Annotated in this window: 12 protein-coding genes; 4 read left to right on the plus strand and 8 right to left on the minus strand. The window is 45.3% G+C overall.

Going from position 1 to position 17,213, the window contains the following annotated elements; translation table 11 throughout:
• Nucleotides 1-31 precede the first annotated feature (31 nt).
• From glnE to AACV12_RS05680, 3 genes are all read right to left on the minus strand, one after another.
• Entirely contained in the window at nt 32-2,878 is a 2,847-nt protein-coding gene (glnE, locus tag AACV12_RS05670) for a bifunctional [glutamate--ammonia ligase]-adenylyl-L-tyrosine phosphorylase/[glutamate--ammonia-ligase] adenylyltransferase (RefSeq protein ID WP_170900030.1), read from the minus strand.
• Nucleotides 2,879-3,004: 126 nt separating this feature from the next.
• Nucleotides 3,005-4,261, minus strand: a complete 1,257-nt coding sequence (locus tag AACV12_RS05675) for a methyl-accepting chemotaxis protein (protein WP_013856051.1) — start codon at nt 4,259-4,261, stop codon at nt 3,005-3,007.
• A 381-nt stretch (nt 4,262-4,642) separates the two neighbouring features.
• A complete protein-coding gene (locus tag AACV12_RS05680) occupies nt 4,643-6,166 on the minus strand; it encodes a CYTH and CHAD domain-containing protein (RefSeq protein WP_029189885.1) in 1,524 nt (507 codons plus the stop codon).
• Between the two features lie 204 nt (nt 6,167-6,370).
• On the opposite strand from AACV12_RS05680, the gene AACV12_RS05685 reads away from it, so the two are divergent.
• The 3 genes from AACV12_RS05685 to AACV12_RS05695 all read left to right on the plus strand — a co-directional run bounded on the left by AACV12_RS05685 (nt 6,371) and on the right by AACV12_RS05695 (nt 9,222).
• Complete coding sequence (locus AACV12_RS05685) at nt 6,371-7,051, plus strand: TIGR00153 family protein (protein WP_013856047.1); 681 nt, start codon at nt 6,371-6,373, stop codon at nt 7,049-7,051.
• A gap of 144 nt (nt 7,052-7,195) precedes the next feature.
• A complete protein-coding gene (locus AACV12_RS05690) occupies nt 7,196-8,455 on the plus strand; it encodes an inorganic phosphate transporter (RefSeq protein WP_026027278.1) in 1,260 nt (419 codons plus the stop codon).
• A gap of 158 nt (nt 8,456-8,613) precedes the next feature.
• Nucleotides 8,614-9,222, plus strand: a complete 609-nt coding sequence (locus AACV12_RS05695) for a TIGR04211 family SH3 domain-containing protein (RefSeq protein WP_026029138.1) — start codon at nt 8,614-8,616, stop codon at nt 9,220-9,222.
• Nucleotides 9,223-9,283: 61 nt separating this feature from the next.
• Here AACV12_RS05695 and AACV12_RS05700 read toward each other — a convergent pair whose 3' ends face one another.
• Together AACV12_RS05700 and AACV12_RS05705 are read right to left on the minus strand one after the other, a co-directional pair.
• Nucleotides 9,284-10,051: a general secretion pathway protein GspB gene (locus tag AACV12_RS05700; RefSeq protein WP_170900031.1), complete on the minus strand. Its 768-nt coding sequence runs from the start codon at nt 10,049-10,051 to the stop codon at nt 9,284-9,286.
• On the minus strand, nt 10,051-11,649 hold the full coding sequence (locus tag AACV12_RS05705; protein ID WP_170900032.1) for an AAA family ATPase: 1,599 nt from the start codon (nt 11,647-11,649) through the stop codon (nt 10,051-10,053). Before AACV12_RS05705 ends, AACV12_RS05700 begins: the two co-directional genes overlap by 1 nt.
• Nucleotides 11,650-11,737: 88 nt before the next feature.
• On the opposite strand from AACV12_RS05705, the gene AACV12_RS05710 reads away from it, so the two are divergent.
• Nucleotides 11,738-12,949 carry a multifunctional CCA addition/repair protein gene (locus AACV12_RS05710; RefSeq protein WP_170900033.1) on the plus strand — a complete coding sequence of 404 codons (1,212 nt, stop codon included), beginning with the start codon at nt 11,738-11,740 and terminating at the stop codon, nt 12,947-12,949.
• 116 nt (nt 12,950-13,065) lie between these two features.
• Here the strand turns inward: AACV12_RS05710 and eno are convergent, their stop codons facing one another.
• The 3 genes from eno to mazG form a co-directional block, all read right to left on the minus strand.
• The gene (gene eno / locus AACV12_RS05715) at nt 13,066-14,367 is read right to left on the minus strand and encodes a phosphopyruvate hydratase (RefSeq protein WP_013856041.1); all 1,302 of its coding nucleotides are present in this window, start codon (nt 14,365-14,367) and stop codon (nt 13,066-13,068) included.
• A 79-nt stretch (nt 14,368-14,446) separates the two neighbouring features.
• Entirely contained in the window at nt 14,447-16,087 is a 1,641-nt protein-coding gene (locus AACV12_RS05720) for a CTP synthase (protein WP_013856040.1), read from the minus strand.
• Nucleotides 16,088-16,310: 223 nt separating this feature from the next.
• Nucleotides 16,311-17,108: a nucleoside triphosphate pyrophosphohydrolase gene (gene mazG, locus AACV12_RS05725; RefSeq protein ID WP_088732852.1), complete on the minus strand. Its 798-nt coding sequence runs from the start codon at nt 17,106-17,108 to the stop codon at nt 16,311-16,313.
• Nucleotides 17,109-17,213 lie beyond the last annotated feature (105 nt).

Raw genomic sequence — 17,213 nt, forward strand, 5'->3', positions numbered from 1 at the left:
TGTAACACAGCTCATTGAGTCTCTAAAACACTCAACCTAGCCACTGCTGCCAAGCGTTTGTGACTCGTTTTCGCAGGTCAACAAACTTACTTTCGTCAACATCCGCATCCAAGTTAAGCAAGTTTCGATGATGGATCTGATTGCGCATCGAAGTATAGGCATCGGTGAGAGCCTGCGCTTGTTCTTCCTCCATAACACCTTGGTTCAGTAGTGACTCAAAAATTCGTACGTTGTCTGACCAAAATGTCAACTTTGGCTTTTCATGACTAAAACGCAGCACTAGATATTGAGCTAAAAACTCAATATCAGTGATGCCACCAGCATCTTGTTTAAGCATAAAGCGGCCACTTTTCTTTCCCCCCAAATGATCGCGCATTTTTATCCGCATCGCGACTACATCCTGCTTGAGCTTGGTTTCATCTCTTGCCAATGACAAAATCTCATGGCGGGTGCGATGGAAAGCCAGTTGCAGTGGCTCATCACCATAAATCATTCGGGCACGAACTAAGGCTTGGTGTTCCCACGTCCACGCTTCATTGCGCTGGTATTCATCAAACGCTTCAGCGGGGCTAACTAACAAACCGGACGCTCCAGACGGGCGCAAACGAGTATCAACTTCATACAAAATACCAGAAGCGGTACGAGTAGCAAAAATGTGGATCACGCGCTGGGCTAAGCGCAAATAAAACTGACGGCCATCAATCTCTTTTGCGCCATCGGTATAACAATCCACCGGGCAGTCATGGAGAAACACGATATCAAGATCGGAATTGTAACCCAACTCCCAGCCCCCCACTTTGCCATAGCCAACGACTGCAAACCCTTTACCATCCCTCTCTTTTAAATGAGTGGGTTGGCCGTATTTTGCACTGACTTGCTGCCAAGCTTGGTTGATCACGGCTTCAACGATGGCTTCAGCAAGGTAGGTTAAGTGATCGCTCACTTTCATCACAGGCAAAGCACCGGCAATATCAGCAGCAGCAATACGCAAAATGCAGATCTGCTTAAATTGGCGTAATCCTTCCATTTGCTGCTCCATATCCTCTTCGGGAATACGAGCAAGAAAATCACGCAGTTCAGTTTTATAAGCGGACAACGCCATTGGATTATAGAGATGCTGCGGGTCGATAAGTTCATCGAGTAAAATGGGGTAACGACTAAGCTGTTCCGAAATCATCGGGCTTGCGGTGCATAAACGCACCAGTTGCGTCAATGCCGCAGGGTGTTCATCTAGCAGCTCAAGGTAAGTGGTTCGAGTCACAATTTTGTACATCAAATGCAGCACACGAGGTAAGCCAAACTGCGCATCTGGGTGAATGAAAATCGCTTGGAACAGTTTTGGCATCAACCGGTTTAATACATCTCGTCCGCGTGGGCCCAGCGTTTTTTTCGCCAAATCCTCTTTAAATTGGATCAATACATGCGCCATGCCGGCAGGATCATCACAGGTAAGCTCTTGTTGAAAAATCGTTTCAAGCACATCAGGCTTGTGCGCCATATCCCACAGCTCGTGAAAATGTTTAGCAACGCACTGGTCATCATCTTCTTCATCATCGCCAATCAGAGTTGCAAATACTTGATGTACTTTGGTCATGTGTTGATGCGTTTCGTGAAGCAGCGTTACCCAGTCAGTGCATTGCATAGCAACAGCTAAGCGAAGTTGATCCAGTTCATTGTCTGGCAAGGTTTGCGTCTGCTTGTCGGCCATCGCTTGCAATAGGTTTTCAAGGCGACGTAAAAACAGATAAGCTTGTCGTAAATCGGCCACTTCTTGCGGTTTGAGCAGGGCAAGTTCTTCTATTGCAACCAGTGTTTCTAATAGTCCACGCTGACGTAAACTGGGTTCTCGTCCACCACGAATTAACTGAAATACTTGTGCGATGAATTCAATTTCGCGGATCCCGCCTGCGCCTAATTTGATGTTGTTATGCAGCCCTCGACGTCTCACTTCGCTGCTGATCATCGATTTCATACGGCGCAGAGATTGAATGGCACTAAAATCGATGTAGCGGCGGAACACAAATGGTCGCAGCATTTGACGCAGCTCTTGGTACTGCGGATACATTTCCCGCCCCATTACTCGAGCTTTGATCATCGCATAACGCTCCCAATCACGCCCTTGCTCTTGGTAATAATCTTCGAGCGCCGCATAGCTCATCACCAGTGGGCCACTTTCACCAAAAGGACGCAAACGCATATCAACTCGGTAGCAAAAACCGTCAAAGGTATGTTGATCCAACGCTTTGATGATTCGCTGGCCTAAACGGGTAAAAAATTGCGCATTCGCGATGCTGCGGCGAGCGCCTTGTGTTTCACCGTTTTCAGGATAAGTAAAAATGAGGTCGATATCCGACGAGAAGTTCAACTCACCGCCACCTAACTTGCCCATGCCGATGATCAGCATAGGTTGTGCTTCACCTTGGTCGTTAGTTGGCGTTCCCCACTCGAAGCAGCAAACAGCGTACTGCCACTGGTAAGTCTCAAAAATGAGTGCTTCCGCCAGTGCTGAAAGATGTGCAAGGCTCTCTTCTAACGTCCAACTGGCGGTGAAATCTCGCCAAGCGATGTACACCATTTCCCGGTTACGAAACTGACGCAAAATACGATGCCCTGACATTTCATCTTTGCACTCTTCTAGCTGTATAGCGAGATCGTCTCGGTAATGATCTAGCCTTGACTCTCCCGCCAACATTTCCGGTAATTGCATACACAACCGTTCATCTCGCAATAATGCTTCATTGATAAACTGGCTCATCCCGACCACATACAACAGCTGTTTTTTCAATGGCTCGGACCACTGTGCAATGCTCGGTTGTTGCTCTAGCAAATGTTGATAGGTTGTGTGCGCAAAAGCGTGAAGTGATGAAGGCAGTAACATGATACATCCTTGTGAATTGAGACCAATGCAGTCGCTAGAAGGCTATTTATAGCAAACTTATATCAATAAAAAACGCCCAACAACAAGAATTGTGGGCGTTGATTAAAGGATCGAATTTCTACAGAGTTAGACTTTGAACATCGTGATTTTCCGATCTAACTCTTCGGCGTTGCTTTGCATGATCTCTGATGTTTCAAGCAACTCACCAACCACTGTTACTGAAGCTTCAACGAGCTCCCTCACATTGGTTAGATTTTGGTCCATTTCCTGAGCCACGCTAGTTTGCTGCCCAGCGGCCGTTGCGATTTGGATATTCATGTCATTGATCCGTTGCACTTGATTCACAATACCATCTAATTCAGTGCCCGCATTCGTAACCAGCTCAACTCCTTCAGCCGCTTCAACTACACTTTTTTCCATTAAATCAACAGCTGAATTGGCACTATTTTGTAATTGAGAAATCATCTCTTGGATCTCAATCGTCGCTTTTTGGGTGCGCTGCGCTAAGTTACGCACTTCATCGGCTACCACCGCAAAACCACGCCCAGCTTCACCAGCCCGAGCCGCTTCAATAGCTGCATTGAGCGCGAGTAGGTTGGTTTGCTCGGAAATACTTTGGATGGTTCCAACAACACTGCCAATCGCAACCACTCGTTCTTCAACTTGGTTGACGGCTTGCGCTGATGCCGCGATATCCTTCGATAGCTCACTCATCTTAGTGATGGTGCCTTTGACAAAACGCTGACCAGTTTCTGCTTGACCTGACGCTTGCTCGGTTAGTGCTGATGCATTTTGTGCATGCTCTGCGACCGTTTGCACCGTGGATGTCATTTCACTCATGGCGGTGGCCAATTGGTCAATTTCGTTAAACTCTTCTTGAGCCGAATCTTTGGTTTCTGACATGCTGATGGTCATGACTTCAGTAAGTGAAGAGAGTTCTTGTGAGGCATCCACTTGCATCTTAATGACGTCTTGCAACTGGCGGCGGGTTTTCTCAAGCTCTCGCGCAACGTCGCCGTACTCATCTTTACATTCCATATTAATCGGTGTGGAAAGATCACGACTTGCCATCAACTTAATTGAATCACTTAAATATTGTGTTTGGCGTAGCATGACTTTCGCTGCGGCGAGTAAAAGCACAACAAAAACGATGATCATGAATGCCGTTTGCCATACTACTTGAGTCAAATAAGCATCATAGTGTTGCTGAGCGATTTCGGTATTCTGAGTTGCTGCAAGCAGTGATTCGTAAAAAGTACGAGCATCCCAAAGCTGCTTTGCGATGATCAATACTGTACTAAACACCATCAGCATAACCATTTTAGGAACGAGACGAATATCGGTAATCAAACGTTCCCATGGCTTAAATGCCATTGTTGCCATTGTCAGTTCTCCACTATGTCTTATATGTTGAAATTTCGGTAAGTAAGCAAACTCAAAAACTAAAAAAGCTATTTATTTTGAGCTTCGTATGAAAAAAGATGATATCAAAGATGAGACAAATCCAATGTGTTTATTGTTGCTGATCCACTCACTCATGGCATTATTTGTGATCTCAGGCTTGTTGTTCATCCCTGTCAATCATGATACCTGTTAGGTTTCTATCGACCCTGATTTTTTGAACTGTAGTCGTTTCGTTGTGCAACCTGTTGGAGATTTGATCTCATCCACAAATCAATTGCAATTAATGAAACTAAATGAGCAGAGATATAAAAAAGAGACACCGCAGTATCTCTTTTTCATTTTGGCTGTGAGCCATGTTGATTAGCGACTTTTACGCCAATAAGGCTCGGCTTCAATGCCAATTTGTCGCGTCTGCTCCATCGCATGAACAATGGAGTTTTGTTGGCGAATCAGCCATCGCTTGAGTTGTTCTTGTTCGTCTTCTTGCAACTTGTCGATCAAATTCTCTAGCGGCTTGAGCATTAATAAATCATCTATTCCTTGCAGTAAATCAGCCCAAGGGAGACGGAAGTTTTTGCGTTCTTCAATATCATAAAGGCTCGCAAAACCAATGCCAGTGTAGAGATTACGCATTAAACGATACTGCTGATCAATATACTCTTGAGGGCTTAGCTCAACTTTAGGAGGAAAAGCTTCCATTAACTCGGCCCATGTGCGATCCAACTGCTTCACCGAAAACGAACCGACGTTACGCGCCATTTTTTCTCTGGCTTTATCGTCCAAGAAGGGTTGCCATCCACGGCTCAAAATCCAACGACTGAGATCAAGCAGTAACCCTGTATACCGCGCCGAACTGAGCAGCTTTAAGTTTTCTTCCCGATTAGGTAGTGCCTCTTGCTGCTCTTTTAACTCGGCGATGATAAATTTACGAGCGTCCAGTTTACGCAGTGCGTGGCCTTTATCTTCAAGCAGATTGGTTAGGTAGTCATGAGTTTTTAACCACGATAACTCTTGCTCCAACCATTTCAATTCCTGACGTAAAATAGCGCTAGCGCGACGTGGCACAATGCCGCCATAAATGCTCAGGATCTGACGTAAAAAACTGGTGGCGTGGCTTATCTCATGTAACGCTGGAATTGAATCGCGCTCGGTGTAGATCTGTTCATGGTGATGCCAATGGGATAATGCATGTTCTAGCGAGTGAATAAAACACTCTTCCACGCTGTCAGTACTGACTGTATTGACCAAGGTTAAGGCGTGAACTTCATCACCTTGATAACCAGACGCAAGACGATAGCCTCGCGCCGCTTTACTCAAGTTACCCAGACGCATACCACCGTGCTCACAAAACTGGCGAGCTAACGTAAACAAGGCATCCGTTTGCCCCGATTTCAACTCCAGCTCCACTTCGCAGATAGGTTCTTGTTTTTCACCTGCAACGACAAAGCCTTGATCGAAAGCCACTTCAACTTGGCTGCCATCGGCCATGCCAATCAACCACTGCTCGCGTGTGAAGTTGGTCGAAAATAGAGGCATAAGTTCAGATTGTAAGGTCGTAATATCTTTACCTTGTGGCCAGATATCTTCCGGATGAAGCGTCAAGTTCGGTTCATTGCTGTTGTGCTCAGCATTGTATTCTGGTCTTTGGTGCAACCCTGCAACGACTCGACCCGCCGTTTTAACAGTTTGAACATACACATCATCAAAGCGACGAATACGAAGCCCTGTGTCGTGTTGACGCAACCAGTTGTCAGGTGTATCGAAGTAAGTGTTCCCTAACGCTCGACAACTGTGCTGAAGTACTTTGATTTCAGAGATCTTGTAACGCAAAATTTCCGAAAATTCTGGTGAAACAAAAAACTTCAGTTCTATCTCGGTTTCCATAACTAACCCTTTCAAAGCAGATAGCGAAAGAATATGGCCTAATGCACAGTGGGGCAAGTAACAAATATCACCGGAATGATGATCTAAAACAGTTTTAATGAGAGATTTAATGGGTTAACATGCGCGCCTTTATAGCCATCGCTCAACATTTCGCCATGAATGGTGTATGTTATTTTAAGGTTATATTTTTTAGGTTGAACGACCATGCCAGTAAATACAATTATGGGGTTATTTGCAAAGTCCCCTATAAAGCCTTTGCAGCGCCACGTTGTGTGTGTGAATGAATGTTGCTCTCACTTAGTCAATTTCTTTGAAGTTTGTTCAAAGGGTGACTGGGAGAAAGCAGGTGAAATTCGAGCCCAAATTTCTCATTTAGAGAAAGAAGCGGACGTACTCAAGCGTGAAATTCGTCTTAAACTACCACGCGGTTTATTTATGCCTGTCGATCGTACTGACATGCTAGAGCTGTTAACTCAGCAAGATAAACTGGCCAACCTTGCAAAAGATATTGCAGGCCGTGTCTACGGTCGTCAATTGATCATCCCAGAGCCTCTTCAAGAAAACTTCATTGCCTACGTAAAACGCTGCCTTGATGCAGCAAATCAAGCGCAAAAAGTGATCAATGAGCTCGATGAGTTATTGGAAACAGGATTTAAAGGTCGTGAAGTCACACTGGTGGCGGAAATGATCAATCAACTGGATGTGATTGAAGATGACACCGATGCGATGCAGGTTCGACTCCGCCAACAATTAATGGCTATTGAGTCGAAAATGAATCCGATCGATGTAATGTTCTTGTACAAAATTCTAGAATGGGTGGGCGGCATTGCCGATCAAGCTCAGCGCGTTGGCGCTCGTCTTGAACTAATGCTTTCTCGCTCTTAAATCAGTAAGTTAACCAAATAACGAAGAGCAAAACTTGATCCATCAGCTTAGGCGTTGATTATTTTCTCCGCTGATGGTTTTGACTCGCTTCGAGAAAATGAGTCCAGTTATGCTCCGCTTGTTATCAAAAGACTAGGTATTACGATGGATATCCTTGCGAACTACGGCACTGTCCTGATTCTTGTTGCAGCCGCTTTTGGCTTCATGATGGCGATTGGTATTGGTGCAAATGATGTTGCTAATGCAATGGGAACTTCAGTAGGCTCAAAAGCGCTAACCGTAAAACAAGCTATTATCATTGCGATGATTTTTGAATTCGCTGGTGCATATTTAGCGGGTGGTGAAGTAACCGAAACCATTCGTAACAGCGTCATCGAACCCGCACTTTTTGCTCACCAACCCGACGTTCTTGTTTATGGCATGATGTCTGCACTTCTCGCCGCCGGAACATGGTTATTGTTGGCTTCATACATGGGTTGGCCTGTATCAACGACTCACTCTATCATCGGCGCCATTATCGGATTTGCCTGCATATCTGTCGGCCCAGAAGCGGTTGATTGGGCCTCAGTAAAAGGCATCGTAGGCAGTTGGATTGTCACCCCAGTCATTTCTGGTTTGTTCGCCTACTTAATCTTCGTCAGTGCTCAACGATTGATTTTCGATACTGAAAATCCACTGATGAATGCCAAACGCTTTGTTCCTATTTATATGTTCATCACCACTATGGTGATCGCACTGGTTACCATCAAAAAAGGCCTTAAACATATAGGCTTACACTTGAGTACCGGTGAAGCATGGTTATGTTCTGCGGCGTTATCAGGCCTTGTTATGGTCGGTGGTTACTACTACATCAAGAGAAAATTTGCCAACCGCGAAGAAGACCATGGGTTTTCCGGTGTTGAGAGCATCTTTAGCGTATTGATGGTGATCACTGCGTGTGCAATGGCTTTTGCGCATGGTTCAAATGATGTAGCTAACGCGATTGGTCCTCTGTCTGCGGTGGTTTCAACTGTTGAAAGCTTGGGTGCTGTTAGTGCTAAAAGCTCAATTGCTTGGTGGATTTTGCCACTGGGTGGTTTTGGTATTGTGGTTGGCCTAGCTACCCTTGGTCACAAAGTGATGGCGACGGTCGGTACGGGTATCACTGAACTGACGCCAAGCCGTGGCTTTGCCGCTCAGTTGGCAACAGCGTCAACGGTCGTATTGGCATCAGGTACTGGCCTTCCAATCTCAACCACACAAACACTTGTTGGTGCGGTATTAGGGGTTGGTTTTGCTCGTGGAATTGCGGCATTGAATCTAGGTGTGGTGCGTAATATCGTTGCTTCATGGATTGTCACCTTGCCAGCAGGCGCTTTACTTGCAGTAATTTTCTTCTATGCCCTGCAAGCAATATTTGGCTAATACAATAAGTCAATAGATTGTAAGTGCAATGTCATTAATTGACTCAAACGCACAGAAAGGGAGGCTTAGCCTCCCTTCTTTGTTGCACCAATCAACGAAACTTCTTAATATTTGTCGAAAGCATTTTAATACCTCATTTGATAGCTAAAGGACTTATCGTGAAAAAACTGATCTGCATGGTTTTACTGACCATGTTGGCTGCGCCAACGTTTGCGCAAGACCGCTATATTGCGGACAAACTCTTTACTTATATTCATTCAGGTCCAAGTAACCAATTTCGCATTCTCGGTAGCATCGATGCAGGAGACAAAGTAAAGCTGCTTGATGTTAATAACGATACTGGTTATAGCCAGATTGCCGATGAGAAAGGCCGCACGGGTTGGGTTGAAAGCCGTTTTGTCACTCGCCAAGAAAGCATGGCGATGCGTTTGCCGAAATTGGAGAGTGAGCTGGCCGAAGTGAAAAGTAAATTGGCCAATGCAAAGCAAAATGCAGACAGTGAAAAAGCCGGATTGGCCAATTCATTAGAGGCTCGCAATCAACAAATTTCAGAGTTAGAACAAAACTACAGTGATATCAGTAAGCAGCTCACTGATTCACAAACTGAAATTCGCGAACTGCGCGCTAAGCTGGATACTCAGAAAGAGGATCTACTGCTTAAATACTTTACTTACGGTGGCGGCGTAGCGGGTATTGGTCTGTTACTTGGACTAATTTTGCCACACATTATCCCACGCCGTAAGAAACACCCTTCTGGTTGGGCATAATCTCCCTAACTGACTGGATCTATCACTTGAAAAACGGTCACCAGAGAAAGGTGGCCGTTTTTCATCCTTTCCAATCATAAAGAGCTGGGATTTCAATCAATTCACCATCGAAACGTATCAAGGTTGATTGCGGATTGATCTCGACTAATTGCACGCCATTCACCACATCATCACCTACCTTTCGCTCTACGCCATTAATTTTTACCCATCGTTTATCTGTGCGACTTGAATAAACGTGAGTCTGGAAATTCAGCGCTGGGATACGACCTGAAAAGGTATCAAGATGTTCTGTGAGCAGAAGATGATCTTTTGATGTGTCTCCTATAAGTACGACTTGATCTTTGCCTTGAATCGCCAACTCAACTCGTTGTACCAATTCCGGGGATAATTGACTTAAGTCGAGATCATTAAGGCCAAACTCCTGATCTGCGTTTTTATCTCGCGGCTCACGAGTCGTCAACTGAGTACCATGTAAAGGAGTAAATGGCGGCGTAGAGCTTGTCTCGGTAAGTGTTTTCACTCGTGGTGTATTGGTTTGTAACTCACCAAAGTCAGGGTATTCCAGAACTTGGTAAGCCCCCTCTTGTTGCACAACTTGTAGCGCATTGTGCTTCAATTGTTCTAGCTCATCGATTCGAGCTTGGTATGAATGATAAACAAGATAACCGCAACAAAGCAGCGATGGAGCAAACAACGCGGTAAGTGATGATTTCGAGCACCATGAAGATGGCAAGGATTGATTAAACACTGCTACATGAGAAGAGTGAGGCAAGCTTTTGCTCTGGTGGCTCAGCTCTGATTGCTCTAATGCTTTAAGCACTTGCGACATTATCCTTGCTCCTTAGTAATAAGAAGACGAGGTGCGTTGTGTTGAGTCAATAGCTCAAGCCGACTTATAGTGCGAGCCCCAGCAATACCATCGCTGTCAATTTTCTGCCAGCGCTGGAAAAACGCTACTTTGCGCTTTACCTCACCATCAAATTGTTGATGCCCTGTGGCTTGCTCTCCAAGTAACTGAGACAATTTTTGGTCAAGCAGTTCAACATCATCTCCTTGCATGCCCTGTTTCAACGTTCGAAGTAAATCGTGCTGCCAAATGTAGTGATATTCTCCTGTCCATACATCATTGAGCTGACTTTGGTTAATTTGCACATGCTTTCCTGCCATTAACAATTGCACCTGCTCAGCATTGATCTGGTACAACACCGCATAAGCTTGTGTTTGCTCCGCAGCTAAAGTAAGCACCACTGGCAAATTTAACTGCTTTAATTGGTTGAAATCACCCTGCATACGCTGACATTGAAAGCGTCCTTGTGCTTGAGCATCACAAAAACTATCGGCCAAAGATGCGCTGTAACCCCACACTTTATAAAGATCGCTAATGGCCGCTTCCAATGCCTTCGAGCGTTCTAGATCTTGTTCCAATTGAGCACTGATAACCACTTGAGTGATCGGTTTAGGTAATTCAGGGGAAGGCAATGCAAAGCGCATCATGCGATCAATCCATGGCGGGCTAAACCACGCAATGAACACAGCTAACACTAAGCCCGCAATGAGAGGAGAGCGATACGATATTGAAGACGGTACGAGGCGAGCATGAGGCGACTGATAGACCGAAGACTGAAAATTCATGACCTCTTGACCCGCGGTACGCACTAATTCAAATGAGAGCGCTTTCACGCCCTGCTGATAGGCTAACTTGAAACTCGCATCGCATACTAAGTTAATTAAACGCGGAATACCGTGGGTCTGTTCCGCTATCCATTTGATACTTTTCTGATCAAACCAATCCTTGTGACCGCCGGCTAACGCTAAACGAAAGTGGATGTACTGCTCTGTCTCTTGAACATTGAGAGGCAGCAAGTGATAACGACCGGTAATACGTTGCGCAAGTTGGCGTAATTGAGGTAATTGCAATTTTTGTTGTAACTCAGGCTGACCAATCAGTAAAACCTTAAGTAACTTACGGCTCTCCGTTTCAAGGTTAGTCAGTAGTCGCAACTGTTCCAGTACATCGGCGGCCAGATGCTGCGCCTCATCTATCACTAATAGCGTCTGTTTCCCTTGCGCGTGGTTATGCAGTAAATGATGATAAATTACTTGGCTAAGCGCCTTTAAACTCCCTGAAGATGGGTAAGACAGCGCAAACTCATCACAAATCGCTTCAAGCAACTCGATGTTCGAAAAAGTTGGATTTAAAATAAACCCCGCCTGAGTACTATCATCGAGTGCCGCAAGCATCGCTCTTGCGATGGTTGTTTTGCCAGTCCCCACTTCGCCAGTTAATAGCGCAAAACCACCACCATCACCCAGCCCTGCTTGTAAATGTTGCATCGCTTCACGATGACGATGGCTCAAAAATAGGTAACGAGAGCTCGGTACAATTGAAAATGGCGGCTCGGTAAATCCAAAAAATTCCTTATACATTCTCTCGTCTCTATCATTTCACTGTGATGAAAAGTACCATTACTAACATCAATCGCCAATGGCGTTTCAGCATATTTAAGGTAATCCGGTGCAAGTATACTTAGTTGGGGGCGCGGTACGCGATCAGTTGCTCCATATTGATATCTATGACAAAGATTGGGTTGTAGTAGGCAGCAGCCCAGAGCAAATGCTGGCCACTGGTTTTACTCCTGTAGGAAAAGATTTTCCCGTATTTCTTCACCCGAAAACGAAACAAGAGTATGCCCTTGCTCGCACTGAGCGCAAAACTGGCGCTGGCTACACAGGCTTTGCCTGCTACTACGCACCCGATGTGACTTTGGAAGAGGATCTCGCCCGCCGCGATCTGACCATTAACGCCATTGCACAAGATAACGCTGGTAAGCTTATTGACCCCTATGGCGGCCAGCGCGATCTGCACAATCGCCTACTGCGCCATGTTTCTGATGCCTTTATCGAAGATCCACTACGCGTCCTTCGCGTGGCTCGTTTTGCGGCCAAATTCGCACATTTAGATTTTACCATTGCCGATGAAACCATGGCACTGATGAAACAAATAACGCAATCAGGTGAGTTGCAACACTTAACCGCCGAGCGCGTATGGCAAGAGTGGCAGAAATCACTGGCCACTCGGCATCCAGAAATATTTCTTTCTGTTTTATATGAATGCGGTGCACTTAAAGTGGTATTACCCGAACTGGATCGCCTGTTTGGTGTTCCTCAACCGGAAAAATGGCATCCAGAAATTGATACCGGAGTACACACCTTAATGGTTGCAGCGCAAGCGGCGAAGCTCTCTTCATCGATAGCGGTTCGTTTTGCAGCGCAAGTGCATGACTTAGGCAAAGGAGTCACACCTAAAAGCGAATGGCCCAGCCATAAAATGCACTGTCACACAGGAATTAACATCATTAAAGCCTTGTGCGAGCGGGTGCGTATTCCAAATGAGTTTAAAGAGTTGGCACTGCTCGTCTGCGAGCAGCACTCCAATATTCATCGAGCGGCAGAATTAAAACCCAGCACCAAACTCAAAATACTCGATAAACTCGATGCATGGCGCAAGCCGGAGCGCTTGCTGGACGTTTTACTTTGTTGTCAGGCCGATCATGCGGGTCGATTAGGTTACGAAGAGACCCCTTATCCGCAACGCGATATTTTTCTCAAAGCCTATCAAGCCGCACTGAGTGTCGATGTACAACAGGTGATCCGTGATGGTTTTCAAGGGAAAGCGATCAAAGAAGAGCTGGATAAACGACGGATCGCAGCGATTAGCGCGGTGTAAATCTTTCCCTTCTTAACTCGCAATTCAAAATGCGAGTTGCGATAGCAGAAAAAACAAAACGCCCTGCATTGCAGGGCGTTCTTTAAAGTAATGATGCTAAGCTGTATCCAGTGGGATTAAGCTTGGCCTTTCACTTCTTTAAGACCGTTGAAAGGAGCACGGCCAGCTAGCGCTTCTTCAATACGGATTAGTTGGTTGTACTTAGCAACACGGTCAGAACGGCTCATAGAACCCGTTTTGATTTGACCTGCAGCTGTACCTACCGCTAGATCAGCGATAGTTGCATCTTCAGTTTCGCCAGAACGGTGAGAGATTACCGCTGTGTAACCTGCGTCTTTAGCCATCTTAATTGCAGCTAGAGTCTCAGTTAGAGAACCGATTTGGTTGAACTTGATAAGGATTGAGTTAACGATACCTTTCTCAATACCTTCTTTAAGGATCTTAGTGTTAGTAACGAATAGATCATCACCCACTAGCTGAATTTTGTCGCCTAGAAGTTCAGTTTGGTGTTTGAAACCAGTCCAATCAGACTCGTCCAAACCGTCTTCGATAGAAACGATTGGGAATTGCTCAACAAGGCCCGCTAGGTAGTGGTTGAACTCTTCTGAAGTGAACGTTTTGCCTTCACCTTTCATGTTGTAGATGCCAGCGTCTTTATCGAAGAACTCAGATGCTGCACAGTCCATCGCTAGAGTGATGTCTTTGCCTAGCACGTAGCCAGCCGCTGCAACCGCTTCAGCAATAACTTCTAGCGCTTCAGCGTTAGATTTTAGGTTAGGAGCGAAACCACCTTCGTCACCAACAGCAGTGTTGTAGCCTTTAGACTTCAGAACTTTAGCTAGGTTATGGAATACTTCTGCACCCATACGTACTGCTTCTTTAAGAGTTTTTGCGCCAACAGGTTGGATCATAAACTCTTGGATGTCTACGTTGTTATCTGCGTGCTCGCCACCGTTGATGATGTTCATCATTGGTAGAGGCATAGAGAATTGACCAGCAGTACCGTTTAGCTCAGCAATGTGCTCGTATAGAGGCATGCCTTTCGCAGCCGCAGCCGCTTTTGCGTTCGCTAGAGAAACCGCTAGGATTGCGTTCGCACCGAAGTTAGATTTGTTTTCAGTACCATCAAGGTCGATCATCACTTGGTCGATAGCTGCTTGATCTTTAGCATCTTTACCAACTAGAGCATCAGCAATTGGGCCGTTTACAGCTGCAATCGCTTTAAGAACACCTTTACCTAGGAAACGTGATTTGTCACCGTCACGTAGCTCAAGAGCTTCGCGAGAACCAGTAGATGCACCAGATGGCGCAGCTGCCATACCTACGAAACCGCCTTCTAGGTGAACTTCAGCTTCTACTGTTGGGTTACCACGTGAGTCGATGATTTCGCGACCTAGAACTTTAACGATCTTAGACATTAATGTTTCCTCTCGTTGAATTTAAATGTCAAAACTATAAAGGGCAGCAGCACAACAATTGCAACTGCCCGTATCCTTGTTACTTCTCTGATTCACCGCGTTGGAACTCACCTGCCGCTTTAATAAAGCCTGCAAATAGTGGGTGACCATCACGAGGGGTTGACGTGAATTCTGGGTGGAACTGAGCTGCTACAAACCATGGGTGAGCAGGGTTCTCAATCACTTCAACTAGCTTCTTATCAGCAGACAGACCTGATACTTTCAAGCCAGCTTTTTCGATCTGCGGACGAAGTTTATTATTAACTTCATAACGGTGACGATGACGTTCATGAATGGTTGCACTACCGTAAAGCTCATACGCTTTGGTGCCTTTCTCTAAGTGGCATAGCTGCGAACCAAGGCGCATAGTACCACCAAGATCAGACTTTTCAGTACGCTCTTCTACGTTACCTTCGTCATCTACCCATTCGGTGATCAAGCCTACCACAGGGTATTGAGTCTCTTTGTTAAATTCTGTTGAATGCGCACCTTTCATACCCGCAACATTACGTGCGTATTCGATCAGCGCCACTTGCATACCTAGACAAATCCCTAGGTAAGGAACTTTGTTTTCGCGGGCATATTGCGCAGCAAGAATTTTGCCTTCGATACCGCGATCACCAAAACCGCCAGGTACTAGGATTGCGTCCAAACCAGTCAGCACTTCCGCACCTTTGGTTTCAACGTCTTGAGAATCGATGTATTTGATTTTCACGCTCAAACGGTTTTTCAAACCTGCGTGTTTCAGTGCTTCGTTAACCGATTTGTAAGCATCAGGCAATTCAATGTATTTACCGACCATCCCGATCACCACTTCAGCGGTTGGGTTAGCCTCTTCGTAAATCACTTGTTCCCATTCAGAAAGATCCGCTTCCGGTGCTTTAATACCAAAACGGTTACAAACGATATCATCCAAACCTTGAGCTTTGATCAGTTGAGGGATCTTGTAGATAGAATCAACATCTTTCATCGAGATAACGGCTTTTTCAGGCACGTTACAGAACAAAGCAATTTTCTTACGTTCGTTCGCTGGGATAACGCGATCGCTACGACAAACCAAAATATCAGGCTGAATGCCGATAGAAAGCAGCTCTTTAACTGAATGTTGAGTCGGTTTGGTTTTCACTTCACCAGCAGCGGCAAGGTAAGGAACTAAAGTCAGGTGCATAAACATCGCGTGTTCACGGCCCACTTCAATCGCAAGCTGACGAATCGCTTCCATAAATGGCAATGACTCGATATCACCAACGGTTCCGCCCACTTCAACGATAGCGACATCGTGACCTTCAGAGCCTGCGATAACGCGATCTTTAATCGCATTAGTGATGTGTGGAATAACCTGAATCGTTGCACCTAGGTAGTCACCACGGCGCTCTTTACGCAATACATCGGCATAAACACGACCAGCAGTAAAGTTATTGCGCTTGGTCATTTTGGTACGAATAAAACGTTCGTAGTGACCAAGGTCAAGGTCAGTTTCAGCGCCATCTTCCGTGACAAACACTTCACCATGTTGAGTTGGGCTCATTGTGCCTGGGTCAACGTTGATGTAAGGGTCAAGCTTCATCATAGTCACTTTAAGACCACGAGCTTCTAAAATAGCCGCAAGAGATGCTGCCGCAATACCTTTACCTAGAGAGGATACAACCCCGCCAGTAACAAAAATGTAATTTGTCGTCATGTTTAACCTGAAATTGGTTGAATGAGGGAAATGGATTTCTTCTGGACGGGATAAAAATATACCAGAAGCCCTTATTCGCTACAACGTGAAATCTATCACACTGTCATTTTTTATTTTTTGCTTCAAATCAAAGAGCACCGCTTGATATGGCTTATCACACCACTCAAATGAGTCAAATTTGTCTCAATGGGTGGGTTTTATTGTGGATTGCCAACACAGGGTATTACTTCGACTCCAAGCGCTTCACTTCATTCCACATCGCATCCAATTCTTCGAGAGAAAAATCGGTCAAGGTTTTGTGCTGACGTGCCACCAGCATTTCAATGCCTTTAAATCGACGTGAAAACTTTCGATTTGCTTTATTTAACGCCACTTCTGGATCAATTTTTAAGTGCCGAGCAAAGTTAACGGTGGCAAATAATAGATCGCCCATTTCATCCTCTACTCGAACCGGATCAGGGTTGATTTGCAACGCCTCTTCCATGACTTCTTCGATCTCTTCTTGGACTTTATCAACCACTGGGCCGATAGAATCCCAATCAAAGCCATATTGGGCACACTTTTTTTGAATCTTTGTAGCACGTAAAAGAGACGGAAAAGCGTGTGGTATTGAGTCTAGAATACTTTGATCTTTTTTTCCTGCTTGTACCTTTTCTTTGGCTTTTTCAGCTTCCCAATTGGCGTTGATTTGCGCTTCATCCTCAAACTTGGCACCCGAAAAAACATGAGGATGGCGGCGCGTAAGTTTTTCATTCACCGTTTCAACAACTTGCGAGAAATCAAACAACCCTTGCTCTTTCGCCATTTGACTATAAAAAATAACTTGAAATAGCAAGTCACCTAATTCTTCTTTGAGATTAGGCCAATCTTGGTTGTGGATCGCTTCCACCACTTCATAGGTCTCTTCGATTGTGTAAGGAACAACCGTGTCAAAAGTTTGCTTGATATCCCAAGGACAACCTGTTTTTGGGTCACGCAACTGTGCCATGATCTGTTCCAGTTGTTCGATTGGGTGGCTCATTTATCCGCTCCTTACATCAATATTTAAAATAAAAAAGCGAGCAGTCATTGCCACTCGCCTTTGAAAACCCAAGGTGCTTGCGTCGCGATTTAATTGCGATTCACG

This window comes from Vibrio sp. 2-2(8) (assembly GCF_963888495.1).
Taxonomy (GTDB): Bacteria; Pseudomonadota; Gammaproteobacteria; order Enterobacterales; family Vibrionaceae; genus Vibrio; species Vibrio anguillarum.